This window comes from Ramlibacter sp., from assembly GCF_035627355.1.
Lineage (GTDB): Bacteria > Pseudomonadota > Gammaproteobacteria > Burkholderiales > Burkholderiaceae_C > Ramlibacter.
The window spans coordinates 1-24765 of record NZ_DASPLW010000001.1 but is presented as its reverse complement, the minus strand read 5'-3'; the positions used below and the strand labels follow the sequence as shown (position 1 = coordinate 24765).

Annotated in this window: 26 protein-coding genes and 1 pseudogene; 17 read left to right on the top strand and 10 right to left on the bottom strand. The window is 71.3% G+C overall.

Features of this window, described 5'->3' with window-relative positions:
- Window positions 1-51: 51 nt before the first annotated feature.
- The 3 genes from VEC03_RS00135 to VEC03_RS00125 all read right to left on the bottom strand — a co-directional run bounded on the left by VEC03_RS00135 (window position 52) and on the right by VEC03_RS00125 (window position 4439).
- Window positions 52-1224 (bottom strand): hypothetical protein, encoded by a 1173-nt coding sequence (locus VEC03_RS00135; RefSeq protein WP_324912093.1) that lies wholly within the window; start codon window positions 1222-1224, stop codon window positions 52-54.
- 28 nt (window positions 1225-1252) lie between these two features.
- On the bottom strand, window positions 1253-2065 hold the full coding sequence (locus tag VEC03_RS00130) for a ferritin-like domain-containing protein (protein WP_324912092.1): 813 nt from the start codon (window positions 2063-2065) through the stop codon (window positions 1253-1255).
- A 109-nt stretch (window positions 2066-2174) separates the two neighbouring features.
- A complete protein-coding gene (locus VEC03_RS00125) occupies window positions 2175-4439 on the bottom strand; it encodes an ATP-dependent DNA helicase (RefSeq protein ID WP_324912091.1) in 2265 nt (754 codons plus the stop codon).
- A 150-nt stretch (window positions 4440-4589) separates the two neighbouring features.
- On the opposite strand from VEC03_RS00125, the gene VEC03_RS00120 reads away from it, so the two are divergent.
- The 8 genes from VEC03_RS00120 to VEC03_RS00085 all read left to right on the top strand — a co-directional run bounded on the left by VEC03_RS00120 (window position 4590) and on the right by VEC03_RS00085 (window position 14367).
- Window positions 4590-7514 (top strand): monovalent cation/H+ antiporter subunit A, encoded by a 2925-nt coding sequence (locus tag VEC03_RS00120; protein ID WP_324912090.1) that lies wholly within the window; start codon window positions 4590-4592, stop codon window positions 7512-7514.
- Window positions 7514-7858 (top strand): Na+/H+ antiporter subunit C, encoded by a 345-nt coding sequence (locus tag VEC03_RS00115; protein WP_324912089.1) that lies wholly within the window; start codon window positions 7514-7516, stop codon window positions 7856-7858. Before VEC03_RS00120 ends, VEC03_RS00115 begins: the two co-directional genes overlap by 1 nt.
- Window positions 7855-9543, top strand: coding sequence for a monovalent cation/H+ antiporter subunit D (locus tag VEC03_RS00110; RefSeq protein ID WP_324912088.1), 1689 nt, complete (start codon window positions 7855-7857; stop codon window positions 9541-9543). The genes VEC03_RS00115 and VEC03_RS00110 overlap by 4 nt, the downstream gene beginning before the upstream one ends.
- Window positions 9540-10028: a Na+/H+ antiporter subunit E gene (locus VEC03_RS00105; RefSeq protein ID WP_324912087.1), complete on the top strand. Its 489-nt coding sequence runs from the start codon at window positions 9540-9542 to the stop codon at window positions 10026-10028. The genes VEC03_RS00110 and VEC03_RS00105 overlap by 4 nt, the downstream gene beginning before the upstream one ends.
- Window positions 10025-10303 carry a K+/H+ antiporter subunit F gene (locus tag VEC03_RS00100; RefSeq protein ID WP_324912086.1) on the top strand — a complete coding sequence of 93 codons (279 nt, stop codon included), beginning with the start codon at window positions 10025-10027 and terminating at the stop codon, window positions 10301-10303. The genes VEC03_RS00105 and VEC03_RS00100 overlap by 4 nt, the downstream gene beginning before the upstream one ends.
- Complete coding sequence (locus VEC03_RS00095) at window positions 10300-10638, top strand: Na+/H+ antiporter subunit G (RefSeq protein ID WP_324912085.1); 339 nt, start codon at window positions 10300-10302, stop codon at window positions 10636-10638. Before VEC03_RS00100 ends, VEC03_RS00095 begins: the two co-directional genes overlap by 4 nt.
- Before the next feature lie 81 nt (window positions 10639-10719).
- Complete coding sequence (locus tag VEC03_RS00090; RefSeq protein ID WP_324912084.1) at window positions 10720-11610, top strand: universal stress protein; 891 nt, start codon at window positions 10720-10722, stop codon at window positions 11608-11610.
- Window positions 11611-11613: 3 nt separating this feature from the next.
- Window positions 11614-14367, top strand: a complete 2754-nt coding sequence (locus VEC03_RS00085; protein WP_324912083.1) for a cation-transporting P-type ATPase — start codon at window positions 11614-11616, stop codon at window positions 14365-14367.
- 53 nt (window positions 14368-14420) lie between these two features.
- On the opposite strand, the gene VEC03_RS00080 is transcribed toward VEC03_RS00085, so the two are convergent.
- The 3 genes from VEC03_RS00080 to VEC03_RS00070 all read right to left on the bottom strand — a co-directional run bounded on the left by VEC03_RS00080 (window position 14421) and on the right by VEC03_RS00070 (window position 15433).
- Complete coding sequence (locus VEC03_RS00080) at window positions 14421-14666, bottom strand: DUF6139 family protein (protein ID WP_324912082.1); 246 nt, start codon at window positions 14664-14666, stop codon at window positions 14421-14423.
- A 28-nt stretch (window positions 14667-14694) separates the two neighbouring features.
- Complete coding sequence (locus VEC03_RS00075) at window positions 14695-14865, bottom strand: hypothetical protein (protein WP_324912081.1); 171 nt, start codon at window positions 14863-14865, stop codon at window positions 14695-14697.
- 103 nt (window positions 14866-14968) lie between these two features.
- Window positions 14969-15433 (bottom strand): hypothetical protein, encoded by a 465-nt coding sequence (locus VEC03_RS00070; protein WP_324912080.1) that lies wholly within the window; start codon window positions 15431-15433, stop codon window positions 14969-14971.
- 100 nt (window positions 15434-15533) lie between these two features.
- Here VEC03_RS00070 and VEC03_RS00065 point away from each other — a divergent pair, with 100 nt between their 5' ends.
- Window positions 15534-15764: a hypothetical protein gene (locus tag VEC03_RS00065; protein ID WP_324912079.1), complete on the top strand. Its 231-nt coding sequence runs from the start codon at window positions 15534-15536 to the stop codon at window positions 15762-15764.
- A 17-nt stretch (window positions 15765-15781) separates the two neighbouring features.
- Here VEC03_RS00065 and VEC03_RS00060 read toward each other — a convergent pair whose 3' ends face one another.
- A complete protein-coding gene (locus tag VEC03_RS00060; RefSeq protein WP_324912078.1) occupies window positions 15782-16027 on the bottom strand; it encodes a hypothetical protein in 246 nt (81 codons plus the stop codon).
- A gap of 127 nt (window positions 16028-16154) precedes the next feature.
- On the opposite strand from VEC03_RS00060, the gene VEC03_RS00055 reads away from it, so the two are divergent.
- Both VEC03_RS00055 and VEC03_RS00050 read left to right on the top strand, forming a co-directional pair.
- Window positions 16155-16964: an exodeoxyribonuclease III gene (locus tag VEC03_RS00055; protein ID WP_324912077.1), complete on the top strand. Its 810-nt coding sequence runs from the start codon at window positions 16155-16157 to the stop codon at window positions 16962-16964.
- Between the two features lie 15 nt (window positions 16965-16979).
- Window positions 16980-17354, top strand: a complete 375-nt coding sequence (locus VEC03_RS00050; RefSeq protein WP_324912076.1) for a hypothetical protein — start codon at window positions 16980-16982, stop codon at window positions 17352-17354.
- Window positions 17355-17386: 32 nt separating this feature from the next.
- Here VEC03_RS00050 and VEC03_RS00045 read toward each other — a convergent pair whose 3' ends face one another.
- Window positions 17387-17941 (bottom strand): DUF924 family protein, encoded by a 555-nt coding sequence (locus VEC03_RS00045; protein ID WP_324912075.1) that lies wholly within the window; start codon window positions 17939-17941, stop codon window positions 17387-17389.
- Between the two features lie 85 nt (window positions 17942-18026).
- Between VEC03_RS00045 and VEC03_RS00040 the strand changes: the two genes are divergently transcribed.
- Window positions 18027-18314, top strand: coding sequence for a hypothetical protein (locus VEC03_RS00040; protein ID WP_324912074.1), 288 nt, complete (start codon window positions 18027-18029; stop codon window positions 18312-18314).
- Window positions 18315-18339: 25 nt separating this feature from the next.
- On the opposite strand, the gene VEC03_RS00035 is transcribed toward VEC03_RS00040, so the two are convergent.
- On the bottom strand, window positions 18340-19236 hold the full coding sequence (locus tag VEC03_RS00035) for a CoA transferase (protein ID WP_324912073.1): 897 nt from the start codon (window positions 19234-19236) through the stop codon (window positions 18340-18342).
- Between the two features lie 112 nt (window positions 19237-19348).
- The gene (gene pobA, locus VEC03_RS00030; RefSeq protein ID WP_324912072.1) at window positions 19349-20539 is read right to left on the bottom strand and encodes a 4-hydroxybenzoate 3-monooxygenase; all 1191 of its coding nucleotides are present in this window, start codon (window positions 20537-20539) and stop codon (window positions 19349-19351) included.
- 135 nt (window positions 20540-20674) lie between these two features.
- Between pobA and VEC03_RS00025 the strand changes: the two genes are divergently transcribed.
- The 5 genes and pseudogenes from VEC03_RS00025 to VEC03_RS00005 form a co-directional block, all read left to right on the top strand.
- Window positions 20675-21430, top strand: a complete 756-nt coding sequence (locus VEC03_RS00025) for an IclR family transcriptional regulator domain-containing protein (RefSeq protein ID WP_324912071.1) — start codon at window positions 20675-20677, stop codon at window positions 21428-21430.
- 133 nt (window positions 21431-21563) lie between these two features.
- On the top strand, window positions 21564-22205 hold the full coding sequence (locus VEC03_RS00020; protein ID WP_324912070.1) for a peroxiredoxin: 642 nt from the start codon (window positions 21564-21566) through the stop codon (window positions 22203-22205).
- 56 nt (window positions 22206-22261) lie between these two features.
- Window positions 22262-23254, top strand: a complete 993-nt coding sequence (locus VEC03_RS00015) for a sulfate ABC transporter substrate-binding protein (RefSeq protein ID WP_324912069.1) — start codon at window positions 22262-22264, stop codon at window positions 23252-23254.
- An 87-nt stretch (window positions 23255-23341) separates the two neighbouring features.
- Window positions 23342-24208, top strand: a complete 867-nt coding sequence (cysT, locus tag VEC03_RS00010; protein WP_324912068.1) for a sulfate ABC transporter permease subunit CysT — start codon at window positions 23342-23344, stop codon at window positions 24206-24208.
- A 1-nt stretch (window position 24209) separates the two neighbouring features.
- Window positions 24210-24765: pseudogene (locus VEC03_RS00005) on the top strand (sulfate ABC transporter permease subunit CysW); the annotation flags it as partial.

The window sequence follows — 24765 nt, the reverse complement described above, 5'->3', positions numbered from 1 at the left end:
TACCCGCGCGGGCGCCGCCGCGGCCGTGCCGCGGATGGCCCGATCAGGCCATCAGGCCCCGACCGGCTCGCGCATCAGCTCGGTGCCGGGCGTCCAGGACCAGGTCGCGGCCACGGTCTCCGAGGGCGATCCGCCGGCGTTCACCGCCTTGCGGTAGTCCAGCGAGGAGCGGCCCTCCTGCGATTCGTCGACGAACTCGGTGCCGCGCTTGCGCAGCTGGGTCTCGCTCTCGACCACCTGGCGCACGAACTCGCGCTGGCTGCTGAACTGGATGAACGGCGGCAGCCGTCCGTCGCGCAGCAGCTCGGCGGCGTCGCGCCGCTCGGTCTCCTCGAACAGGCGCAGCGCCGCCTGCAGGTGGCCCAGTTCGTAGTCCAGGAACTGCTCCCACAACGCCTTCACGCGCGGGTTGCCCTCCTGCTCCAGGCAGGCCGCGTAGTTCCAGACCTCGCACACCTCGCCCAGCACCAGCTTCTCCAGCGGCGACTCGTTCGGGTTGAGCATCGAGCCGTAGTGGGTGATGTGCTGCGACTCCACGCTGGCGATCTCGGCATAGAGCTGGCGCGCCAGCGGGTCGGCGAACACCGGCCCGATGTTCATGTAGTAGTCGTGCGTCTGGTACTCGCCGCCGGTCAGGGTGAGCGCGTGCAGCTTGGTGGCCAGCTCCGCGTCGGGGCCGTAGGGCTCCAGCAGGTCGTGCTCGGGCGCGCGGTGGTGGAACAGGGTCGCGCGCGCCGGCACGATGTCGGTGTAGCCCTGCGTGATGTTGTTGGCGTCCTTGCCCTCCAGCCGGTCCAGAAGCGCGCTGTAGCGGTACAGGTGGTCGAAGTCCTCCAGCAGGGCGTAGCGATAGCCCTGGGCCAGGTAGGGGTCGGGCTCGAGCTGGGCGACCGAGGCCGTGACCTCGATCGCGGTCTGCTCGTAGCCGATGGTGGTCTCGATCGGCGAGTGGTCGGGCCCGATCAGCCAGTTGATGGTGGTGGCCTGGTGCTGCTCCACCCGCATCAGCTCGGCCAGCATCGGACGCGCGGTGCCGTCCTGGCAGCGGATGGCGACCTGCTTGGTGCGCAGCGAGTCCAGCTCCAGCCCGTTCATCAGGATGATCCGCACCCGCGTGAAGGCGTCGTCGTCGAGCTTGCTGATCGGCTTGCCGACCATGTCCTTCCAGCTCATGCGCTGGCGCTGCAGGGGCGTGCCCTTGTCCTTCAGGAGGTTGATGGCCATGGGGGTCTTCCTTCTCTTTTCAGTGCGTTCAGACGGCGGGCGTACCGGCGCCTTCGGTGAGCAGGGTGGCCAGCCAGCCGCGGATCGTGACCAGGTGCTCCTGCTCCTGCGCCAGTGCGCCCAGGAAGCGGCCGGCCAGTTCCGACTGGCCGTTCTGTTCGGCCAGCTGGATCAGCAATTCCCAGCCGGCGTTGTCGGTGAGCTCGGCGCTGAGCATCGCGTTGAGGCACTGGGCCAGCGTGGTGCGCGGATCGGTCAGCACCTGCATTAGGCCCATCGAGGCGGTGCCGGCCACGTCGGCGCACGGTGTCTGCGCGGTGGGGTCGCCGCCGAGCTCCTGCATCGCCGTGCACAGCAGGCGGAAATGCTCCAGTTCCTCCGAGCGCAGGCGCTGCAGCGTCTCGGCCGGCGACTCGCCCAGTACCGGCGCCAGCACCGCCATGCCCTGCGCGTGCGCGACCTCATGCACCTTCTCGGCCGGCGGCAGCACCTCGCCGGCACGCTGGGCCGTGGCCCCGTACTTGGCCAGCAGGGCCTCGTACAGGCGGACGCCGGTGCGCTCGAACGCGATGCGCTCGCCCACCTTGTCCATCAGCAGCCCCGGCGCCCCGCCCTTGAGCCGGCCCAGCGCCGCCTTGGCCTTGCCGTCCAGCCCGATCGGCGGCGGGATCGAACCGACGGCTTCCGAATCCTGGATGTACTGCAGGCGCTCGGCTTCCGCCGCGCCGGTATCGATCGGCACCGGCGGCATCAGCTCGTTGACGGCATCGGTCATCGCCTGGGTGCCTTCGGCCGATGCCGTGGCACCCGTGCGATTGAGCCCGGGAAGGGTGGCTTGCATGGGGGGAGGTCCTCGCTGGTTGGCAAAGGCACGATCTTTGGCGGTGCCGTCGCGCCGACCTGTAGGACGGCTGCCCCCGATTCCCGTCGCCGCTGCCGCGGCTGCTGGCTCAGGCGGACGCGGTCTCCACCCGCCACCACGCCGGCAGCAGCGCCCGCACCTCGGCGCGCGCGAAGCGGTCGTCGATCAGGAACACGGTGCCGCGATCCTCTCGCGTGCGGATGACCCGCCCGGCCGCCTGCACGACCTTGCGCAGGCCGGGGTACAGGTAGGCGTAGTCCCAGCCGGCGCCGAATGCGCGCTCCATCCGGCGCCGCAGTTCCTCGTTCATCGGGTTCACCTGCGGCAGGCCCAGCGTGGCGATGAAGGCCCCCACCAGCCGGTCGCCGGGCAGGTCGATGCCTTCGCCGAAGCTGCCGCCCAGCACCGCGAAGCCCAGCGCCTGCCCGCCGGGCGCGAAGCGGGCCAGGAACTCGCGCCGGCCGGCCTCGGGCATGCCGGGCGCCTGTTCGAACAGCGGCCAGCCGGGCTGCCGTTCGCGCACGGCCGCGGCCACCTGGGCCATGTAGTCGAAGCTGCTGAAGAAGGCCAGCCAGTTGCCGGGCTGGGCCTGGTACTGGCGCGCGATCAGCGAAGCGATCGGTTCCACCGAGGCCGCCCGGTGCTGCCAGCGGGTGGAGATGCTGCGCACCAGCCGCACGCTCAGCTGCTCGGCGGCGAAGGGCGAGGGGACGTCGATCCACGCCGTCGTCTCCGGCAGCCCCAGCATGTCGCGGTAGAAGCCGTCCGGCGCCAGCGTGGCCGAGAACAGCACGGCCGACTGCGCATCGCGCAGGCGCGGCCCGATGAAGGGGGCCGGCAGCAGGTTGCGGATGCAGGGGATGGCCTGCGGCCCGCGCGGACCGGGCCGCAGCGTGAGGTCGAACACCGAGTGCTCGCCGAAGCTCTCGGCCAGGCGCAGCATCGCGAGCGCTTCGAACCAGAACTGCTGCAGGCGCGGCGCCGGCTCGTGCGGCGCCTCGGCCATGTGGTCGGCGATCGCCGCCGAGGTGTCCTGCAGCGCGTCGAACCAGTCGTCCGGCAGCTGCTCGTGCACCGCATAGGGCTCCTGCTGCGACAGGGCCAGGGCATCCCAGGCGCGCGCCAGCCGGCCGAGCGAGCGCTTGACGCGCGGCGGCGCCGTCGGGCGCAGCGCGTGCAGGGCGGCCGGCTCCATCTGAGCCGAATACATCTCGCGGCCGCGTTCGACCAGGTTGTGGGCCTCGTCCACCAGCAGCGCCACCCGCCAGCCCTGCTCCTGCGCCAGGGCGTGCAGCAGGGCACTGCCGTCGAACCAGTAGTTGTAGTCGCCGACCACCACGTCGGCCCAGCGGGCCAGTTCCTGCGACAGGTAGTAGGGACAGACCGTGTGCGCGAGCGCCACCTCGCGCAGCGTCGCGTGGTCCATGGCGCCGCCCTCCAGCGCGGCGGCGCGGGCCGCCGGCAGCCGGTCGTAGAAGCCCTTGGCCAGCGGGCAGGACTCGCCGTGGCAGGCCTTGTCCGGATACTCGCAGGCCTTGTCGCGCGCGACCAGTTCCAGCACGCGTAGCCGCTGGCCGGGCGAGGCGGTGGCGATGCGCTCCAGGGCCTGCAGCGCGAGCTGCCGCCCCGGTGTCTTGGCGGCCAGGTAGAACAGCTTGTCGATGCGCGCGCCGGGCAGGGCCCGCAGCACCGGGAACAGCGTGCCCACGGTCTTGCCGATGCCGGTCGGCGCCTGGGCGAGCAGGCAGCGGCCGTTGGCGGCCACCCGGTAGGCGGCTTCGGCCAGTTCTCGCTGGCCGGGGCGGAACGCCTCGTGCGGGAAGGCGAGGGTGGTCAGGCCGGCGTCGCGCTGCTGGCGATGCACCAGTTCCTGCCCGGCCCAGGCCAGGAAGCGCTCGCACTGCGCCTCGAAGAACTCGCGCAGCTCGTCGCGGTGGTGGTGCGCCTGCACCAGGGTTTCCTTCTGGCGGCCGACGTCGTAGTAGACCAGCGCGATCTCCAGCGACTCGATGCCGCGCGCCTCGCACAGCAGCCAGCCGTAGATGCGGGCCTGGGCCCAGTGCAGGTGGCGGTGGTTGGCCGGCTGCCGCGCCAGGTCGCCGCGGAAGGTCTTGATCTCCTCCAGCCGGTTGCGCGCCGGGTCGTAGCCGTCGGCCCGGCCGCGCACCCGCAGCTGGTGGAAGCTTCCTTCCAGGGTCAGTTCGCGTTCGTAGCCGGCGCCGCGCGAACGGGTCACTGCCGCATGCCCGGCGATGCCTTCCTGTGCGGTCGGTGCGGGCGTGAAGCGCAGGTCCAGGTCGCCCGCCTTGGCCGTGAACTCGCACAGGGTCCGGACCGCGACGGTGTACTGCATGGGACGGGGATGGTAGCCAATGGAGGATCACCGACCGCCGCGCGGCCGCCCGCTCGCGAGGTATCCGTGCGCGCCGCGACGGCGCCCGGCTGCCCGAAATGACAGGGCGGCGCGCAGGGATGGAGCAGCTCGTCCACTACACTCGAATGGATGTCCTTGGGTTGGGTGCTCCTGCTTCCGTTTGCCGGCAGCGCGTTGGCTGCTGTCCTGCCGACGCGCGCACGCAACCAGGAATCGCTGCTCGCCGCGGCCGTGGCGCTGGCCACGGCGGTGCCGCTGGCCATGCTGTTCCCGCAGGTGGCGGCCGGCGGCGTGGTCAGCCATCGCATCGCCTGGCTGCCCAGCCTCGGGCTGGACCTGGTGATCCGGGTCGACGGCTTCGCGTGGATGTTCGCGATGCTGGTGACGGTGATCGGCGCGCTGGTGGTGATCTATGCGCGCTACTACCTCTCGGCCGAGGACCCGGCGGCGCGCTTCTATTCGCTGCTGCTCGGCTTCATGGGCTCCATGCTGGGCGTGGTGCTCTCGGGCAACCTGGTCCAGCTGGTGGTGTTCTGGGAACTGACCAGCCTGTTCTCCTTCCTGCTGATCGGGTACTGGCACCACCGCAAGGAAGCCCGGCGCGGCGCCCGCATTGCCTTCGTGGTCACGGCCACCGGCGGCCTGGCGCTGCTGGCGGGCGTGATGCTGATCGGGCAGATCGTGGGCAGCTACGAGCTGGACGACGTGCTGCTGGCCGGCGCGCGCGTGCGCGCCCACGAGTGGTATCCGCTCGCGCTCGGGCTGGTGCTGCTGGGTGCCCTGACCAAGAGCGCGCAGTTCCCCTTCCACTTCTGGCTGCCGCACGCCATGGCGGCGCCCACGCCGGTGTCGGCCTACCTGCACTCGGCCACCATGGTGAAGGCCGGGGTGTTCCTGCTGGCGCGCCTGTGGCCGGTGCTGGCCGGCACCGACATGTGGTTCTGGATCGTGGGCGGCGCCGGCGTGGTGACGCTGCTGCTGGGCGCCTACGCCGCCATGTTCCAGAATGACCTGAAAGGCCTGCTGGCGTACTCCACCATCAGCCACCTGGGCCTGATCACGCTGTTGCTGGGCCTCAACAGCACGCTGGCGGCGGTGGCGGCGGTGTTCCACATGATGAACCACGCCACCTTCAAGGCTTCGCTGTTCATGGCGGTGGGCATCATCGACCACGAGACCGGCACCCGCGACATGCGCCGGCTCGACGGCCTGTACCGCTACATGCCGAGCACCGCGCGGCTGGCGATGGTGGCCTGCGCCGCCATGGCCGGGGTGCCGCTGCTCAACGGCTTCCTGTCCAAGGAGATGTTCTTCGCCGAGACGGTGTTCGTGCAGGGCCAGCCCTGGCTGGAGAGCGCGCTGCCGGCGATCGCCACCGTGTACGGCGTGTTCGCGGTGGTCTATTCGCTGCGCTTCGGCCACGACGTATTCTTCGGGCCGCCGCCCACCTGCCCGCGCGTGCCGGAGGAGCCGGTGCACTGGATGCGGGCGCCCATCGCCCTGCTGGTGCTGGCCTGCCTGACGGTGGGCATCGTGCCCAACTGGGCCATCGGCGACGTGCTGCGCGCCGCCGCCGACCCCGTGGTCGGCCGGCACCTGCCCGCCTTCAGCCTGGCGATCTGGCACGGCTTCACGGCGCCGCTGGCCATGAGCCTGGTGGCCATGGTGGGCGGCATAGGGGTGTACCTGGCCTTCGGCGAGCGCTTCAAGCAGCGCACCTCGCGCGACACGCCCCTGATCGGCGGCCTGGACGGCAAGCGCCTGTTCGAGGTGGTGCTGGCGCAGCTCACCCAGGCCGCGCGGCGCGCCACCCGGCTGGCCAGCAGCCGCCACCTGCAGACCCAGGTGCTCTGGATGCTGGTGGTGGCCGGCGCGGCCGGGCTCGGTTCGACCCTGGTGGTGCCGCTGGAGTGGGGCGACCGCGAGCGGGTGCCGGCGACGCCGGAGTTCGTGCTGCTGTGGTCCATCGGGGCGGCAGCCGCGGTCGGCGCGGCCTGGCAGGCCAAGTTCCACCGCTTGGTGGCCCTGATGCTGCTGAGCCTGGTAGGCATCGTGCTGTGCCTGACCTTCGCCTGGTTCTCCGCTCCTGACCTGGCCCTGACGCAGCTCGCGGTGGAGGCCGTCACGGCCGTGCTGTTCCTGCTGGGCCTGCGCTGGCTGCCCAAGCGGTTCGTGCTGGACGACCCGCGCACGCGCTGGCGGGCACGGTGGCGGCGGCAGCGCGACTTCGTGCTGGCCGTGCTGGCCGGTGCCGGCCTGGCTTCGCTGTCGTACGCGATGCTCACGCGCACCGCGCCCCAGAGCATCTCGCCCTTCTACCTGGCGCGGGCCTTGCCGGAGGGCGGCGGCACCAACGTGGTGAACGTGATGCTGGTGGACTTCCGCGCCTTCGACACGCTGGGCGAGATCACCGTGCTCGGCATCGTCGGGCTGACGGTGTTCGCGCTGCTGCGGCGCTTCCGCCCGCCGCGCGAGGTCATCGAGCTCCCGCCGCAGCAGCTGGCGGCCCGCTCGCTGTCCTCGTCCGACCTGCTCAGGGCCCCGGATCCCGACGAGGACGAGGGCGGCCATCCGCACGGCTACCTGATGGTGCCCGCGGTGCTGGTGCGGCTGGTGCTGCCGATCGCGATCGTCGTCGCCGTGCACCTGTTCCTGCGCGGCCACAACCAGCCGGGCGGCGGCTTCGTCGCCGGCCTGGTGGTGGCGATCGCCTTCGTCGTGCAGTACATGGTGGGCGGCACGCAGTGGGTGGAGGAGCGCGTCAACCTGCGCCCGCCGCGCTGGATCGCCTGGGGCCTGATCCTGGCGGTGCTCACCGGCCTGGGTTCGCTCCTGTTCGGCCACCCCTTCCTGACCACCCACACGGCGCACGTGACCCTGCCGGTGATCGGTGAGCTGCACGTGCCCAGCGCGACCCTGTTCGACCTGGGGGTGATGGCGGTCGTGGTCGGCTCGACCCTGCTGCTGCTCACCGCGCTGGCGCACCAGTCGCTGCGCGCCCGGCGCCGCCCGCGCGCGGCCCCGGTGGAAGCCCCGGTGGAGGAGGCGGCCTGATGGAAGTCGTCGTCTCGCTGGCGATCGGGGTGCTGGTGTCGGCCGGTGTCTGGCTGGTGCTGCGGCCGCGTACCTACCAGGTGCTGATCGGCCTGTCGCTGCTGTCCTATGCCACCAACCTGTTCATCTTCAGCGTCGGCAGCCTGTCGGTCGACAAGGAGCCGATCGTGCAGCCCGGGCTGCCGGCCGACCTGGCCCACTACACCGACCCGCTGCCGCAGTCGCTGGTGCTGACCGCGATCGTGATCGGCTTCGCCACCACCGCGCTGTTCCTGGTGGTGCTGATGGCGCTGCGCGGCCTGACCGACAGCGACCACGTGGACGGGCAGGAGGAGCGGCCGTGAGCTTCGGGCAGCCGTCCCACCTGGTGGCCGCGCCCATCCTGCTGCCGCTGCTGACCGCCGCGCTGATGGTGGCCATCGGCGAGCGCCGCTGGATGATCAAGGCCGGGCTGAACGTCCTCTCGATGCTGGCCAGCCTGGCGCTGGCCGTGTGGCTGCTGGCCGGGGTGCACGCCGCCGGCCAGCCCGGGGTGTTCGGGGTCTACCTGCCGGGCAACTGGCCGGTGCCCTACGGCATCGTCCTGATGCTGGACAGGCTGTCGGGCCTGCTGCTGGTGCTGGCCGCCTGCGCCGGCCTGGCGTCCCTGCTGTTCTCGCTGGCCCGCTGGCACCGCGCCGGTGTCTGGTTCCACCCGCTGCTGCAGCTGCAGCTGATGGGCCTCAACGGCGCCTTCCTCACCGCCGACCTGTTCAACCTGTTCGTGTTCTTCGAGGTGCTGCTGGCTGCCTCCTACGGCCTGCTGCTGCACGGCGGCGGCAGCCTGCGGGTGCGGGCCGGGCTGCACTACATCGCCGTCAACTTGCTGGCCTCGCTGCTGTTCCTGGTCGGGGTGGCGCTGGTCTACGGGGTGACCGGCACGCTCAACATGGCCGACATCGCCAGCCGGCTTCCAGGCGTGGCGGAGGGCGACCTCGGCCTGCTGCACGCGGGCGCGGCCCTGCTGGCCGTCGCCTTCCTGGCCAAGGCGGCGCTGTGGCCGCTGAACTTCTGGCTGCCGCCGGCCTACTCGGCGGCCAGCGCGCCGGCCGCGGCCATGTTCGCCATCCTCACCAAGGTGGGCGTGTATGCGGTATTGCGGCTGTGGACCCTGTGCTTCCCGGATGGCGCCGGCGCCTCGGCCCACTTCGGCGGCAACGTGCTGGTGTGGGGCGGGCTGGTCACCATCGGCTTCGGCGCCTTCGGCATGCTGGCCTCGCAGCAGCTCGGGCGGCTGGCCGGCTATTCCATCATCGCCTCGTCCGGCACCGTGCTGGCGGCCATCGGCTTCGACCGGCCCGCGCTCACCAGCGGCGCGCTGTTCTACCTCGCCAGTTCGGTGCTGGCCGGCGCGGCCATGTTCCTGCTGGCCGAGCTGGTCGAGCGGGCCCGCGAGGCCGAGGTGGACCCGCCGCGGGCCGACACGCTGGTGGGGCGGCTGCCCATGTTCGGGGCCGAGCCGCCGCAGGACGTGAACCTGGACGACGAGCAGGTGGCGCTGATCGGCCGCGTGATGCCGGCCGCCGTCGCCTTCCTCGGTTTGGCCTTCCTGCTCTGCACCCTGGCGCTGGCCGGGCTGCCACCGCTGTCGGGCTTCGTCGGCAAGGTGGCGATGCTGTCGGCGCTGCTGGAAGCGGATCCGGCCACCGGCGCAGCCGGCGCGGCGCGCTGGACGCTGTTCGGGCTGCTGTTCGTGTCCGGCCTGTTCGCCGCCATCGCGCTCACCCGGGCCTTCATCGGCCACCTCTGGGCGCCGCAGGGCCGCAAGCCGCCCAGCCTGCGGCTGGCCGAGGCGCTGCCCGTCGCGCTGCTGCTGGGCGCCACCGTCGCGCTGGTGGTGCGCGCCGAGCCCGCGCTGGCCTACATGCGCGCGACCGCGGACGACCTGCATGCGCCCAAGCGCTACATCGACGCGGTGCAGTCGGCCCGGCCCGTGCAGCGCGGCTTCGCGCCGGCGTTGCTGCCCGTCGATGCGGAGGGCCGGCCATGAGGCGCTGGTTCCCCTCGCTGCTGCTGTCCGCATCGCTGTGGGCGCTCTGGCTGCTGCTCAACGACAGCCTCAGCCCCGCGCACCTGATCCTGGGCGGCGTCATCGGGCTGGCCGTGCCCGTGCTGGTGGCCCCCCTGAAGCCGGCCGGCGGGCCGCTGCGCCGGCCGCTGGTGCTGGCCCGCCTGATCCTCACCGTCGGCCATGACGTCATCCAGTCGGCGCTGCAGGTGGCCCACGGCGTGCTGCGCGGCCGCCGGCAGCCGCCACGCGGCAGCTTCGTGACCATCCCGCTGGACCTGCACGACCCGTTCGGGCTGGCCGCGCTGTCCATGATCACCACCGTGATCCCCGGCACCGTGTGGTCCGAGCTGGCCGGCGACAGCAGCGCGCTGCGGCTGCACGTGTTCGACCTGGCCGACGAGGCCGAATTCGTCGCGTTCTACAAGAACCGCTACGAACGCCCGCTCAAGGAGATCTTCGGATGAGCAACCTGTTCTCGCTCGCCGTCGGCGCCACCCTGGTCCTGTATGCGCTGGCGATCCTGGTGGCCTCGCTGCGGCTGGCCCGCGGCCCCCGTGCGCAGGACCGCGTGCTGGCGCTGGACTTCATCTACGTGGTCGCGATGCTGGCGCTGCTGGTGCTGGCGATCCGCTACGACAGCAGCATGTATTTCGAGGCCGCCCTGCTGATGGCGCTGTTCGGCTTCGCCAGCTCGGCCGCCATGGCCAAGTTCCTGCTGCGCGGCGAGGTGATCGAATGAGCATCGTCGAAGCCATCGTCGCGGTGCTGCTGCTGGCCAGCGGGCTACTCACGCTGACCGGGGCCCTGGGCCTGCTGCGGCTGCGCGACTACTTCCTGCGCATGCATGCCCCCTCGCTGGCCTACACGCTGGGAAGCTGGGCGGTGGCGCTGGCCTCCATCGTGCACTTCACGGCCAGCGGCAGCAGCCTGTCGCTGCACGTCTGGCTGGTCATCATCCTGCTGTCCATCACCGCGCCCGTCACCACGGTGCTGCTGGCACGCGCCGCGCTTTTCCGCGAGCGCCGCGCCGGCGCCGACCTGCCGCCCGTGCTGGGCAGGCGCGACCCGGCCTGATTCCCGTCAGCCCGGCCGCTCCCGTTTGCGGGAACAATGGCCGCAGCCCGCGTTGCCGCGGGCGCGAACCGGAGAACGACCATGGATGCCCTTCAGCACGTGCTGGCCGCCATCGATTTCTCGCCCGACAGCCGGATGGCGGCCCGGCGCGCCGCGCGGCTGGCCGCGGCCCACGGCGCGGCCATGGGCCTGCTGCACGTGGTGGACACCGGCGCCTGGCGCGGGCTGCGCGACCTCCTGGCCGGCAAGCGCGACCTCCACGACGCCATGGTCGAGCAGGCCCGCATCCAGCTGGCCGTGCTGGCGCAGCAGATCGCCGACGAAGGGCTGGTCGCCGCCGTCCACCAGGACCTGTGCGAGGGTGATCCGCTGCAGGAGCTGGGCCGGCGCTCGCTCGCCGCCGACCTGCTGGTGGTGGGCGCCCGCGGCCAGCATGCGCTGCGCGAACTCGCGCTGGGCACCCTGGCGGACCGGCTCTCGCGCAGCGCCGAACGGCCGCTGCTGGTGGTGCGCAACGAGCCCGACGCCGACTACGCGCAGGTGCTGGTGCCGGTGGACTTCTCCGACTGCTCGCGGGAAGCCGTGCGCGCCGTGCAGCGGATCGCGCCGGCTGCCACCCTGCACCTGCTGCATGCCTACGAGCTGCCGGAGGAGGGCAAGCTGCTCATGGCCGGGGTCAGCGACGAGGCGCTCGCCGAGCACCGGACGCGCGTGCGCGAGGAGGCGCAGGCGGCGCTGGATGCCTTGCAGGCCGGACTGGGCGGCGCCACCCGGACCACGGCGACCGTGCGCCAGGGCGACATCCGCATGGTGATGCTGGACGAGGCGCGCGAGCGGGGCTGCGAGCTGATCGCGGTCGGCAAGCAGGGCCAGTCGCGGCTGGGCGACCTGTTCCTGGGCAGCGTCACGTCCTGGGCCCTGGCGCACGCGCAGCCCGACGTGCTGGTGGTTCCGTTCGCGGCGCGGTCGTAGCGGATGCCGCTGCCCGGGTCCGTCGCCGCGCCGGTGGGGGTCGCCGGCGCCCCCCAGGCCCAGCCGGCCTGGCACAGCCTGCCTCAGGACGAGGTGCTGCAGGCGGTCGCCAGCGGCCCGGCAGGGCTGGACAGTGCCCAGGCGCGCGAACGACTGGCCCGCCACGGGCCCAACCGGCTCGCCCGGGCGCGCCGCCGTGGCCCCGCGCTGCGGCTGCTGATGCAGTTCCACAACCTGCTGCTCTACATCATGCTGGCCGCGGCCGGCGTGACGGCCTTCCTCGGGCACTGGGTGGACTCGGCGGTGCTGATCGCGGCCGTGGTGGTCAATGCGCTGATCGGCTTCGTGCAGGAAGGCAAGGCCGAATCCGCCATGGACGCGATCCGCTCGCTGCTGTCGCCGCATGCGATCGCGCTGCGCGACGGCCAGCAGATCGAGCTCGATGCCGCCGCGCTGGTGCCCGGCGACCTCGTCCTGCTGGCCTCCGGTGACCGCGTCCCGGCCGACCTGCGGCTGCTGGACGCGCGCGAGCTGCGCATCGACGAGTCGGCGCTGACCGGCGAATCGGTGCCGGTCGAGAAGGACACGGCGGCAGCGGCCCTGGATGCCCCGCTGGCCGAGCGCTTCGGCATGGCGTACTCCGGCACGCTGGTCGTGCACGGCGCCGGCCGGGGCGTGGTGGTGGCCACCGGCGGCGGCACCGAGCTGGGCGGCATCAACCGCATGGTGGGCGCGGTGGCCAGCCTGGCGACGCCGCTGCTGCGGCAGATCGCCCGTTTCGGCCAGTGGCTGGCGGCGGCCATCCTGCTGCTGGCCGCCGGCACCTGGCTGCTGGGGACAGCGGTGCTGGGCCATCCGCCGGACGAGATGTTCATGATGGTGGTCGCGCTCGCGGCCTCGGCGATTCCGGAAGGATTGCCGGCCGTCATGACCATCACGCTGGCGCTGGGGGTGCAGCGCATGGCGCGCCGCAAGGCCATCGTGCGCCGGCTCGCGGCGGTGGAGGCGCTGGGTTCGGTGGGCGTGATCTGCACCGACAAGACCGGCACCCTCACGCGCAACGAGATGACGGTGCAGCGGCTGGTCTGCGGTGGCCACGTGTTCGAGGTCGGCGGCGTCGGCTACGCGCCGGTGGGCACCATCAGCCTGGACGGGCGGCACGTCGACGCGAGGTCGAACCCGGCGCTGGCCATGGCCGTGCGCACCGGCCTGCTGTGCAACGACGCCTCGCTGCGCGAGGACGCCGGCATGTGGCTGGTGGACGGCGATCCGACCGAAGGCGCGCTGCTGGTGCTGGCCCGCAAGGCGGGGCTGGGCGGCAGCGCCATGGATCCCTTGTGGCCGCGGCTGGACGCGATCCCGTTCGAGTCCGAGCACCGGCTGATGGCGACCTGGCACCGCGACCCGGACGGTACCGACTGGATCCTGGTCAAGGGCGCGCCCGAACGCGTGATCGACCTGTGCGCGACCGAGCGGCGCGCGCACGGCGAGCGGCCCATCGACGTCGACTGGTGGCGCCGCATGGCGACCGACACCGCGGCCCAGGGGTTGCGCGTGCTGGCGCTGGCCTGCAAGGCCCGGCCACCGGCCGGCGGGCGCCTGGCCTGGGACGACGTGCGCGAGGGCTACGCCATGCTGGGGCTGGTGGGCATCATCGACCCGCCGCGCGAGGAGGCCGCGGTGGCGGTGCGCGACTGCCACCGCGCCGGCATCCGCGTGAAGATGATCACCGGCGACCATGCCGAGACCGCCAAGGCGATCGGCGCCCAGCTGGGCATCGGCATGGGCAAGCCGGCCGTGACCGGCGCCGAGGTCGCGCTGATGGACGACGCGGCCCTGCGCCGCATCGTGCCGGACATCGACGTCTTCGCGCGCGCCTCGCCGGAGCACAAGCTGCGGCTGGTGCAGGCGCTGCAGGCGCGCGGCGACGTGGTCGCCATGACCGGCGACGGCGTCAACGACGCGCCGGCGCTCAAGCGCGCCGATGTCGGCGTGGCGATGGGCATGAAGGGCACCGAGGCGGCCAAGGAGGCCGCCGACATCGTGCTGGCCGACGACAACTTCGCGACCCTTGCTGCGGCGGTGAAGGAGGGCCGCGGCGTGCACGACAACATCCGCAAGTTCATCCTCTTCATGCTGCCCACCAACGGCGGCGAGGCGCTGGTGGTGGTGGCCGCCATCCTGTTCGGGCTGACCCTGCCGCTGACCCCGGCCCAGGTGCTGTGGATCAACATGGTGACCTCCAGCACCCTGGGCCTGGCGCTGGCCTTCGAGCCGGCCGAGCAGGGAATCATGGCGCGGCCGCCGCGGCCCCCCGGCGAGCCGCTGCTGTCGGGCTTCTTCGCCTGGCGCGTGCTATTCGTGTCGGTGCTGATGATGGCGGCCACGATGGGGCTGTTCCTCGCCGAGCTGCAGCGCGGGACGTCGCTGGATGCGGCCCGCACCATGGCGGTCAACGCGGTGGTCGCCGCCGAAATGCTGTACCTGCTCAACAGCCGTTCCATCCTGGGACCGGCGCTGGCGCGCCAGCCGGGCCGCGCCAACCCGATGGTGTGGGTCACCATCGCGGCCTGCGCCGTGCTGCAGCTGGGCTTCACCTACCTGCCGCTGCTGCAGCGCGTGTTCGGCTCCGCCCCGCTGGACCTGCGGCAGTGGACCCAAGTCCTGGCCGCCGGCCTGTTCGTGTTCGTGCTGGCCGAGCTGGAGAAGTGGGCGATCCGCAGCCTGCGGCCGCCCGCCGTGGCCGCACCGGCCTAGGCCGCGCCGCGTATGGATCGCTTTCGGCGCGGCACCCAAGCCGCGCATTGGGTTCAGTCGCTCGATTCGAGCTGGTGCAGCACGCTGGTAATGGCGTAGCCCTTCTCGCGGATCTGTGCACCCGGATGCTCGATCTGGTACTCGGCAATGCAGGCCGACTCGGCATCCAGTTCCAGGTTGTTGGCCACCACCCGCCAATCGACGTTGGTGACTTCCTGCGGGATCATCTGCCCCGCCGGCACGGCCATGAAGGAAAGCTTGTGCTCCGGCTCGGGCCGGCGGTAGATGTCCAGTTTCATTGGCGGTCTCCTTCTCGCGGTCAACGGCTCAGCCGCCCTGGTGCGGCCGCTTGCCGGGATTCTTCTTGCTGCGCGTGCGGGTGCCACGCTCCAGGCTGACGGTCTGGCCGATGCCCTGCCTGGGCGGCGTGTAGCCGGCGTTGGCCGGCGGCGGCGGCGTGGCTCGGCGGTCGGCTTCGGTGACGATCTTCTTTGCCATGGATGGGCTCCGTGTCGGACGCAACGCACCCATTGCGCCATACCGGCAGCGCCTTGTGCGTAGGCCTGTTCTGCGATCGCTGTCAGCGCCGCTGCCGTGCCGGTCATGGGCAGCGCACCACGTGGCCGCTGGTGACGCAGGCGCCGCCGGGCCCGAGCAGCAGCGGGCCGGACCGGTTCAGCCGGACGCCGTCGCTGGTCCAGCAGCCGGCGGCATCGCAGGACGTGATCACGGCGGGGCGCTCGATGTCCACCGGCGGTGGAGGCGGCGGTGCTGCCACCGGCGCCGGTGGCGGCTGCGGCACATCGACGACCGGTGGGGCGACGGACACCGGCGGCTGGGTCGTCGGCGATGGGCGCGTGCGCGCGCCACTTCCGCCCAGGCAGTCCTGGGTGGCCTGGCGCCGCAGTCCCTCGACGGCGGCGGCGCCGGCCGGTCCGGTGCGGGCTGCTTCCAGCGCCGCGATGCTGCGCCCGCAGGCCGGCGACTTCAGCGGATCGTCCGCGCCGCCTTGTGCCGGCAGGACCGACAACGAGGCGAGCAACAGGGCGGCGGGCGCGACGCGCATGGTCCGGATTGGAGTCCGTGCCGCAGCCGCGGTTCTGCCGCCCGTTCCTACGGGCCTACACATGGCGGGCCTACGGCGCATCGCTCACCGGAAGCGCAGCATGGGCCTCATGCGATGGTTCAACCGCAAGGACACCAGCCCCAGCCGCGCCAAGCTCGGCGACAGCCCCAAGGCTTCGCCGCCGGCACAGCCGGACCATGGCGAGAACAGCGCCAGCACCCTCATCGAGGCGCCGCAGGGACCCGACCGCGACCGGCTGGATCCGCACGACTTCCCCGACGGCGGCGGCAGCGGCGGCGCCGAGGCGTTCCGGCGCAGCAAGCTCAAGTGAGCGTGCGTGCGTGACGATCAGGGCTGGGCGCGCTTGTCCGCGTCCTTGACGAAGCCGGCCTGGTTCTCGTCCTTGCCGGGTCGTGCCTCGCCTTCGCCCCGGGCGCGTTCCGGGGCGGCCGAATCCGACCGGTCGCGCGGCGTGCCGTCGGCACCCACGCGCGGGTCCAGTCCTTCCATCGTGCCGTCGTTGCGGGCGGCCTCTCCGAGCAGGTCGTCCTGCGCCGACGGTGCGCTCTCGCGCGCTTGCCTGGGGTCAGCCATGCTTGTCTCCTGGAATCGCAGCCACTCTAGGCCGCGGCGCCGCGGCAGGAAGTAGGACGCCACCGTGGCTGGCGGCGCGGTCCTACGGCCGCGCAAGGAGCGGCGCGCCATCATCGCCACCCCGTCGATGAAGATCGCCACCTACAACCTGAACGGCATCAAGAGCCGGCTGGACAACCTGCTCGAATGGCTGGACCGCGAGCGGCCGGACGTGGCCTGCCTGCAGGAACTGAAGGCGCCGGACGAGGCGTTCCCGTCGGCGGCCGTGCGCGAGGCCGGCTACCACGCCCTGTGGAAGGGCCAGCGCTCGTGGAACGGCGTGGCCATCCTCAGCCGGGCGGCGCCGGTGGAGATCCGCCGCGAACTGCCGGGCGACGCCGCGGACGTGCAGAGCCGCTACCTGGAGGCGGCGGTGGACGGCCTCGTGGTGGCCTGCCTGTACCTGCCCAACGGCAACCCGCAGCCGGGCCCCAAGTTCGACTACAAGCTGGCCTGGTTCGAGCGCCTGATCGCGCACGCCGCCGGCTTGGTGGACAGCGGGCATCCGGTTCTGGTCGCGGGCGACTACAACGTGGTGCCCACCGACTTCGACATCTACAACCCGCGCTCGTGGCGCAAGGATGCGCTGCTGCAGCCGCAGACGCGCGCCTGCTACGAGCGACTGCTGGGCCAGGGATGGACCGATGCGATCCGGCACCTGCACCCGGACGAGCCGGTGTTCACGTTCTGGGACTATTTTCGCCAGCACTGGGAACGCAATGCCGGCCTGCGCATCGACCATCTGTTGCTCAATCGCGTGCTGGCGCCGGCACTGGCGGAAGCCGGCGTGGACACCTGGGTGCGCGGCCGCCCGCACGCGAGCGACCACGCACCGGCGTGGGTGCGGCTGGACCCGGCGCGCCCGCCGGCCGCACGCCCGCAGAACCGATCCCCCTGAGCCAAGGAGATTCGCATGCCGACCATCCTCGCAGCCTTCGACGACCGCCTGGCGGCGCAACTCGCCCTGCACGAGCTCGCGCGGCAGGGCATCGCGCGCGACGACATCCACATCGAGCACGATCTCGAGCGCCTCAAGAAGGTGGAGCGGGCGCGCAAGGAGGGCAGCGACTCCTTCCTGAAGGCGCTGGGCGAGGTGTTTGCCGACCTGGTGCGCAACACCGTGAACCACCACCAGATGGACGTCATCACCGAGGCCATGGAGCGGGGCGCGACGGTGCTGGTGGCACGCACGCCCGACCCGGGGCTGGCCGAGCGCGCGGCCCAGCTGGTGCGCGAAGCCGGGGCCTTCAACGTCGGTGTGCAGGGGGCCGCGGCGCTGCCGCACTGAAGCCCAGGTCCGCATCGAGGGACCCGGCCCGATCAGCCGGCGAATCCGCCGCCCTCGAGGAAGGCCTGCTCCTCGCGCGTGCTCGGCCGGTGCAGCAGCGGGTTGCGGTGCGGGAAGCGGCCGAAGCGCGCCACGATGTCGTGGTGCTCGCACGCATGGGGCTCGGCATGCGTGCCGCGCGCCAGGCCCACCGCCCTGAGCTGGTCCGGCAGCCACTCGGAATGCATGTAGGGCAGGTAGAAGAAGTTGCGCAAGCCGGTGTCGGTGATGTCCTGGTCCTGGCTGCGCGCCAGCGCCCGGTCGGCCACCGTCCGCGCCAGCGCGTCGGTCGCGTACATGCGCGCGCTGCCGCGGAAGGCGTTGCGCGGGAACTGGTCGAGCAGCACCAGCAGTGCCAGCGAACCCTCGGCCGTGGCGCCCCAGTGGCTGAGCTCGCCGCGCGCGGCGGCCTCGTGCGACGCGAGGAAGCGATCGCGGAAATCGCGGTCGAAGGCCTCGTCCTTGCGGAACCAGCGCTCGGGGCCGGCTTCGCGCCAGAACTGCACGACGTCGGCAGGGGTGGCCACGCTGCTGGATGGATCGCTCATGGGCGGCCATGGTATCGGCCGGGGCCTACACCCTGTGCGGCCGTGGACTCCTAGAGTGGATCGAACGACCGCTACAGGAATGCCCATGAGCAGCAGTACCAGCATAGGCCGCGGCCCGGCCCACGGCAGCAACGAGAACCACGCCAGCGACCCGACCCACACGACCCTGGGCGAGGACGCCAACCCGGAGCAGGCGCCCGCGGGAGCCGACCTGCTCGACGAGGCGGCGCCGGACGTACCGGCGGGCGTGAAAGGCGGCAAGGCCAAGCCGGGCATTTCGAAAGGCCCGGAGAGCTACCCCGACGGTCCGAACGTGGAGGCCAGCCCCTGGGAGCTGGACGCCGCGCGCGGGAAGCCGCCCAAGGAAAAGTAGGGCCGGGCTTGCGTCGCGCGGAGGCTCAGCCGTTCCCGAGCGTGTGCAGCGGCAGGTCGTTCTGCTGCGCCAGCTGATCGAGTTCCGCGCAGGTCTTGCCGGCCAGGAACCGCGCGATCGCCGCGTGCGTGTCTGCCGCGAACATGGCCTTCAGGTCCGACGCGGCCACGCCCGCGGCCGCGCGCAACGCGGCCGCGAAGTGCGGCTCCAGCGCCGCCACCGCGACCCGGCCGTCGAGGCAGGGGTAGACGCGGTAGCCGGCATGCGCGCCGCCGACCGCGCCGGTAGGCTGCGTCAGGCCCCAGTGCCGCGGCAGCGCGAGATAACGAGCCGCCTCGGCCAGCGCCACTTCGAAATAGCGACCCTGCGGGTGCACGTCGCCCGAGCCGGTGTAGCGCTCGGCCTGCAGCAGCGCGGCCTGCAGCACCGCCTCGCTGGCGACGAGCGAGCCGGCCATGTCGGCGAACAGGGTGGCGGGCAGGTCGGTGCCGGTGACCAGGCCGTTCTCGGCCAGGTAGGTGAGGTCGTGGCCGGGCACCTCGGCGGCCGGACCCGGCCCGCCGACGATGGCGACCTGGCACAGCGAGGGATAGCGCGCGTTCAGCGCGGGCCAGTCCAGGCCCAGCTTCTTCATGGCCGACGGCCGGAAGGACGTCAGCAGCACGTCGGTGCGGGCCAGTTCGCGGTGGACGACGTCCTGCCCCTCGTCGGTCTTCAGGTCGGCCTCGACGACCTTCACGCCCTCGTGCAGCTCCTCGTAGGCCACGCGGTCGTACTGGCGCATCGGGTCGCCCGCGGGCGGCTCGATCTTGGTGCAGCTGGCGCCCATGCGGCGGCAGCGCATCAGCGCGGCCGGGCCGGGCAGGTTGAGGGCGAGGCTGAGGATGCGGACGCGGGCGAGCGGGCGGAGCGGGGCGGTCATGCCGCGAGGCTAGCAGAGCGACGGTGGTGGCCGCCGGACACCGCCATCTCTTGGCTGTGCGCCGGGAGTGCCGGAGGCGCCCGCGGCGGGCGCCCCGGCCTGGGCGCCGCCGTCAGTCGCGGCCGAAATCCAGCGGCAGGCCGACGTAGTTCTCGGCGATGGTGCGCGAGCCCGCCTCGCTGTGCACCAGGTAGTCCAGCTCGGCTTCCTGCAGCTTCTGGCCGATCTCGCCCTGCTCGGGGAAGCGGTGCATCAGGCTGGTGAACCACCAGGAGAAGCGCTCGGCACGCCAGATGCGGCGCAGGCATTTCTCGGAATAGGCGTCGATGCCGGCCTCGCTCTTCTCGCGGTAGTACTCGATCAGCGCCCCGGACAGGTACTTGACGTCGGTGGCGGCCAGGTTCAGGCCCTTGGCGCCGGTGGGCGGCACGATGTGGCCGGCGTCGCCGGCCAGGAACAGGCGGCCGAAGCGCAGCGGTTCGGTCACGAAGCTGCGCAGCGGGGCGATGCTCTTCTCGATGCTGGGGCCGGTGACCAGGTTCTTGCGGGCCTGCGGATCCAGCCGCAGCTTGAGCTCGTCCCAGAAGGCCTGGTCGGACCACTCCTCGACCTTGTCGGTCAGCGGCACCTGCAGGTAGTAGCGGCTGCGCGTGTGGCTGCGCATGGAGCACAGCGCGAAGCCGCGCGGGCTGTTCACGTAGATCAGCTCCTCGTGCACCGGCGGGGTGTCGGACAGCACGCCCAGCCAGCCGAACGGATAGACCTTCTCGAACTCCTGGATCGCGCTGCGCGGCACGGAGGCGCGGCACACGCCGTGGAAGCCGTCGCAGCCGGCGATGAAGTCGCACTGGATCTCGTGCGCCTGGCCATTGTGGGTGTAGGTGACGCGCGGCCGCTGGCTGTCGAAGTCATGCACGGCGACATCCAGTGCCTCGTACACCGTCTCCAGGCCTTCGGCCTTGCGCGCATCCATCAGGTCGCGTGTGAGCTCGGTCTGGCCATAGACCATCACGTTCTTGCCGCCGGTCAGGCCGTTCATGTCGATGCGGTGGCGCTCGCCCTGGAACAGCAGGTCGATGCCGCCGTGCACCAGGCCCTCGCGGTGCATGCGCTCGCCGACGCCGGCTTCGTCCATCAGGTCGATGCAGACCTGCTCCAGGATGCCGGCCCGGATGCGGCCCAGCACGTACTCGCCGGTGTGGCGCTCGAGGATGATGTTGTCGATGCCGGCCTTGTGCAGGAGCTGGCCGAGCAGCAGGCCCGAGGGACCCGCACCGATGATCGCGACCTGGGTTTTCTTCATGGCTGATATTTGTCAAGGAAGACGGGGCGCAGCTTAGGCCTGCGACGGCGGCAGGGGCAGGGGGCGAGCGCCGCCTTTGTGCGATCATTGCGCGCCTTGCGCGATCATCGCGCAGTCATCCGGAAACCCGCCGTCGTGATCGCCCGCGCCGATTTCATCGAAGGCATGGCCAAGGGCATGGCCGTGCTGGAAAGCTTCGACACCGAACGCCAGCGCCTGAACGCGACCCTGGCGGCGCAGCGCGCCGGCCTGACGCGGGCGGCGGCCCGGCGCCACCTGCTCACCCTGGCGCACCTGGGCTACCTGGAAACCGACGGCAGCTGGTTCTGGCTGGCGCCCAAGGTGCTGCGGTTCTCCGGCAGCTACCTGGCCTCGGCGCGGTTGCCGCGCGCGGTGCAGCCGACCCTGGACAAGCTGGCCGTGCGCACCGGCGAGGCCTTCTCGGTCGTGGTGCTCGACGGCGACCAGGTGGTGATCGTGGCGCGCAGCGGCCCGACCCGGCTGCTGGCCTACGGCCTGCACCTGGGCGCGCGCCTGCCGGCCCATGCCACCTCGACCGGCCGGGTGCTGCTGGCGGCCAAGCGCCGCACCGAATTCGCCGAGTGGCTCAAGGGCCGGGAACTGCCGCGCCTGACCGCGAACACCGTGGTCGAGCTGAAGAAGCTGCGCCAGATCATCGACCAGGTGCGCCAGCAGGACTGGTGCGTGGCGAACGAGGAGCACGAGCTGGGCGTGCATGCCGCCGCCGTGCCGCTGCGCAACCTGGAAGGCGCGGTGGTGGGCGCGCTCAACGTGGTGACCCGGCGGGAGCGGGTGCTGCAGCCGGCGTTCGGACGCGAGATGCTGCCGCTGCTGCAGGAAGGCGCGCGCGAAGCCCGGCCGCTGGTCTGATCCCGCCGGGTCTGGTCCACTGCCGCGTACTCGGGCATGCGACCGGCGCACATATGCAAACAACGAGAGATTCGTTGGGTTTTCATAACCCAACCACCACAATCGAGCTTCCCCTTATACGAACGGAGAAGCCATGACAACGCTGCGACTGGGCGACACCGCCCCTGATTTCCAGCAGGACTCCACCGAGGGCCCGATTTCCTTCCACAAGTGGGCGGGCGACGCCTGGGTGGTGCTGTTCTCGCACCCGGCCGATTTCACGCCGGTCTGCACCACCGAACTCGGCAAGACCGCGCTCCTGAAGGACGAATTCGCCAAGCGGGGCGCGAAGGTCATCGCCGTGAGCGTGGACCCGATCGACTCCCACCACGGCTGGGTGAAGGACATCAACGAGACCCAGAACTGCACCGTCAACTTCCCGATCCTGGCCGACGCCGATCGCAAGGTGGCGACGTTGTACGACATGATCCACCCCAATGCGTCGGCCAACGCCACGGTGCGCAGCGTCTTCATCATCGACCCGAAGAAGACGATCCGCGCCACCATCACCTACCCGGCCAGCACGGGGCGCAACTTCGACGAGATCCTGCGCGTGATCGATTCGCTGCAGCTGACCGACAACCACAAGGTCGCCACGCCGGTGAACTGGCAGGACGGCGACGAGGTCGTCATCGTGCCCAGCCTGCAGGACCCGGCCGAGATCGCCCAGCGCTTTCCCAAGGGCTACCGCACCGTCAAGCCCTACCTGCGCATGACGCCGCAACCGAACCGCTGATTCCGAGAAGTTCCTTTCCCAGCCAGCGGGGCCGGACGGCCCCGCAATCTTCCCAAATGAAATCTCTCAAAACCGCAGTGGCCGTGCTGGCCCTGGCGGCCAGCGGGTTCGCTGCCGCCCAGCAATCCCTCCTGAACGTCTCCTACGACGTGGCGCGCGAGTTCTACAAGGACATCAACGCCGCCTTCGTGCCGTACTACAAGAAGCAGACCGGGCAGGACGTGAAGGTCGAGCAGTCGCACGCCGGCTCCAGCGCGCAGGCGCGTGCGGTGGCCGACGGCCTGGCCGCCGACGTGGTGACCATGAACACCACCACCGACATCGAGTTCCTGGCCGACCGCGGCGTGGTCGCCAAGGACTGGGCCAAGCGCTTCCCGGACAACGCGGCGCCCACCACGTCCACCATGCTGTTCCTGGTGCGCGAGGGCAATCCCAAGGGCATCAAGGACTGGGACGACCTGCTGCGCCCGGACGTCAAGGTGATCGTGGTGAACCCCAAGACCGGCGGCAACGGCCGCTACGCCTATCTGGCGGCCTGGGGCTACATCAAGAAGAAGGGCGGCACCGACGCCCAGGCGCAGGAGTTCCTGTCCAAGCTGTACAAGAACGTGCCGGTGCTGGCCCGCGGCGGCCGTGACGCCACCAGTGCCTTCCTGCAGCGCAACACCGGCGACGTGCTGATCACCTTCGAGTCCGAGGTCGAGTCCGTGAACCGCGAGTTCGGCAAGGGCAAGGTCGACGTGGTCTATCCGTCCATCAGCATCATTGCCGAGAACCCGGTGGCGGTGGTCGAGCGCACGGTGGCCAAGAAGGGCACGGCGGACCTGGCCAAGGCCTACCTGGACTTCCTCTACACCGAGGAAGCGCAGGAGATCGCGGCCAAGCACTCGATCCGTCCGCGCAACCAGAAGGTGCTGCAGAAGCACGCCCAGACCTTCAAGCCGGTCAAGCTGTTCTCGGTGCAGGAGCTGTTCGGATCCCTGTCCGAAGCGCAGAAGGTGCACTTCAACGACGGCGGCCAGTTCGACAAGATCTACACGGTCCGGTAAATGCCCAATGCAGCCACGACGGCGGCCGGCGGGCCGCTGCCTGGCCACGAAGATGGAGCCCGGCATCCCCGCGCAGGCGGGGGTCCGGTGCTTCCGTCTTCGGGTGCCGCCGCGCCGGGCCGGGCGCGCGGGCGCAGCCGCAAGGTCCTGCCCGGCTTCAACCTCACGCTCGGGTACACGCTGCTGTACCTGAGCCTGATCGTCCTGATCCCGCTCTCGGCGCTGGTGATCAAGACCTTCGGCATGAGCTGGGAGGCCTTCTGGGCCGCGGTGAGCTCGCCTCGCGTGCTGGCGTCCTACCGGCTGACCTTCGGTGCCTCCTTCCTGGCCGCCGCCATCAACGTGGTGTTCGGGCTGCTGGTGGCCTGGGTGCTGGTGCGCTATCCCTTCCCCGGCAAGAAGATCGTCGACGCGCTGGTCGACCTGCCGTTCGCGCTGCCCACCGCCGTGGCCGGCATCTCGCTGACGGCGCTGCTGGCCGGCAACGGCTGGATCGGCCAGTACCTGGCGCCGCTGGGGATCGAACTCGCGTTCAACCCGAACGGGGTGGTGATCGCGCTGATCTTCATCGGCCTGCCGTTCGTGGTGCGCACCGTGCAGCCGGTGCTGGAAGACACCGAGCACGAACTGGAGGAAGCCGCCATGTGCCTGGGCGCCACGCGCTGGCAGACCTTCACCAAGGTGATCCTGCCGTCGATCTTCCCGGCGCTGCTGACCGGCTTCGCGATGGCCTTCGCGCGCGCCATCGGCGAGTACGGCTCGGTGATCTTCATCGCCGGCAACATGCCCATGGTGTCGGAGATCACGCCGCTGGTGATCATCGGCAAGCTGGAGCAGTACGACTATGCCGGCGCCACCGCGGTCGCCACGGTGATGCTGGTGATGTCCTTCCTGCTGCTGCTGGTCATCAACGGCCTGCAGTCCTGGCAGCGCAAGCGGGCGGGAGGCCAATGACATGACTGCCCTGACCAACCGCCGCGTCATCACCACCGAAGCGAACTGGGTCCGCCGGGCCCTGGTCGCCGGGGCGCTGGCCTTCCTGTTCCTGTTCCTGGTGCTGCCGCTCGCGGCCGTCTTCACCGAGGCCCTGCGCAAGGGCTGGGGCGCCTACCTCGAAGGCCTGGCCGATCCGGCCGCCTGGTCGGCGATCCAGCTGACGCTGGTCACCGCTGCCATCGCCGTGCCGTTGAACCTGGTGTTCGGCATCGCGGCCGCCTGGTGCATCGCCAAGTACGAGTTCCGCGGCAAGGCCTTCCTGACCACGCTGGTGGACCTGCCGTTCTCCGTGTCCCCGGTCGTGGCCGGCCTGACCTACGTGCTGGTGTTCGGCGCGCAGGGCTGGCTGGGCCCGTGGCTGGAGGCGCACGGCATCAGGATCATCTTCGCGGTGCCGGGGATCGTGCTGGCGACCATCTTCGTCACCTTCCCCTTCATCGCGCGAGAACTGATCCCGCTGATGCAGGCCCAGGGCAACGAGGAGGAGCAGGCCGCCATCGTGCTGGGTGCCACCG

Coding starts and splice junctions, on each gene's coding strand:
- VEC03_RS00135 (WP_324912093.1), bottom strand. CDS start 1,224: ATGGCCATCAACCTCCTGAAGGACAAGGGCACGCCCCTGCAGCGCCAG.
- VEC03_RS00130 (WP_324912092.1), bottom strand. CDS start 2,065: ATGCAAGCCACCCTTCCCGGGCTCAATCGCACGGGTGCCACGGCATCG.
- VEC03_RS00125 (WP_324912091.1), bottom strand. CDS start 4,439: ATGCAGTACACCGTCGCGGTCCGGACCCTGTGCGAGTTCACGGCCAAG.
- VEC03_RS00120 (WP_324912090.1), top strand. CDS start 4,590: ATGTCCTTGGGTTGGGTGCTCCTGCTTCCGTTTGCCGGCAGCGCGTTG.
- VEC03_RS00115 (WP_324912089.1), top strand. CDS start 7,514: ATGGAAGTCGTCGTCTCGCTGGCGATCGGGGTGCTGGTGTCGGCCGGT.
- VEC03_RS00105 (WP_324912087.1), top strand. CDS start 9,540: ATGAGGCGCTGGTTCCCCTCGCTGCTGCTGTCCGCATCGCTGTGGGCG.
- VEC03_RS00100 (WP_324912086.1), top strand. CDS start 10,025: ATGAGCAACCTGTTCTCGCTCGCCGTCGGCGCCACCCTGGTCCTGTAT.
- VEC03_RS00095 (WP_324912085.1), top strand. CDS start 10,300: ATGAGCATCGTCGAAGCCATCGTCGCGGTGCTGCTGCTGGCCAGCGGG.
- VEC03_RS00090 (WP_324912084.1), top strand. CDS start 10,720: ATGGATGCCCTTCAGCACGTGCTGGCCGCCATCGATTTCTCGCCCGAC.
- VEC03_RS00085 (WP_324912083.1), top strand. CDS start 11,614: ATGCCGCTGCCCGGGTCCGTCGCCGCGCCGGTGGGGGTCGCCGGCGCC.
- VEC03_RS00080 (WP_324912082.1), bottom strand. CDS start 14,666: ATGAAACTGGACATCTACCGCCGGCCCGAGCCGGAGCACAAGCTTTCC.
- VEC03_RS00075 (WP_324912081.1), bottom strand. CDS start 14,865: ATGGCAAAGAAGATCGTCACCGAAGCCGACCGCCGAGCCACGCCGCCG.
- VEC03_RS00070 (WP_324912080.1), bottom strand. CDS start 15,433: ATGCGCGTCGCGCCCGCCGCCCTGTTGCTCGCCTCGTTGTCGGTCCTG.
- VEC03_RS00065 (WP_324912079.1), top strand. CDS start 15,534: ATGGGCCTCATGCGATGGTTCAACCGCAAGGACACCAGCCCCAGCCGC.
- VEC03_RS00060 (WP_324912078.1), bottom strand. CDS start 16,027: ATGGCTGACCCCAGGCAAGCGCGCGAGAGCGCACCGTCGGCGCAGGAC.
- VEC03_RS00055 (WP_324912077.1), top strand. CDS start 16,155: ATGAAGATCGCCACCTACAACCTGAACGGCATCAAGAGCCGGCTGGAC.
- VEC03_RS00050 (WP_324912076.1), top strand. CDS start 16,980: ATGCCGACCATCCTCGCAGCCTTCGACGACCGCCTGGCGGCGCAACTC.
- VEC03_RS00045 (WP_324912075.1), bottom strand. CDS start 17,941: ATGAGCGATCCATCCAGCAGCGTGGCCACCCCTGCCGACGTCGTGCAG.
- VEC03_RS00040 (WP_324912074.1), top strand. CDS start 18,027: ATGAGCAGCAGTACCAGCATAGGCCGCGGCCCGGCCCACGGCAGCAAC.
- VEC03_RS00035 (WP_324912073.1), bottom strand. CDS start 19,236: ATGACCGCCCCGCTCCGCCCGCTCGCCCGCGTCCGCATCCTCAGCCTC.
- pobA (WP_324912072.1), bottom strand. CDS start 20,539: ATGAAGAAAACCCAGGTCGCGATCATCGGTGCGGGTCCCTCGGGCCTG.
- VEC03_RS00020 (WP_324912070.1), top strand. CDS start 21,564: ATGACAACGCTGCGACTGGGCGACACCGCCCCTGATTTCCAGCAGGAC.
- VEC03_RS00015 (WP_324912069.1), top strand. CDS start 22,262: ATGAAATCTCTCAAAACCGCAGTGGCCGTGCTGGCCCTGGCGGCCAGC.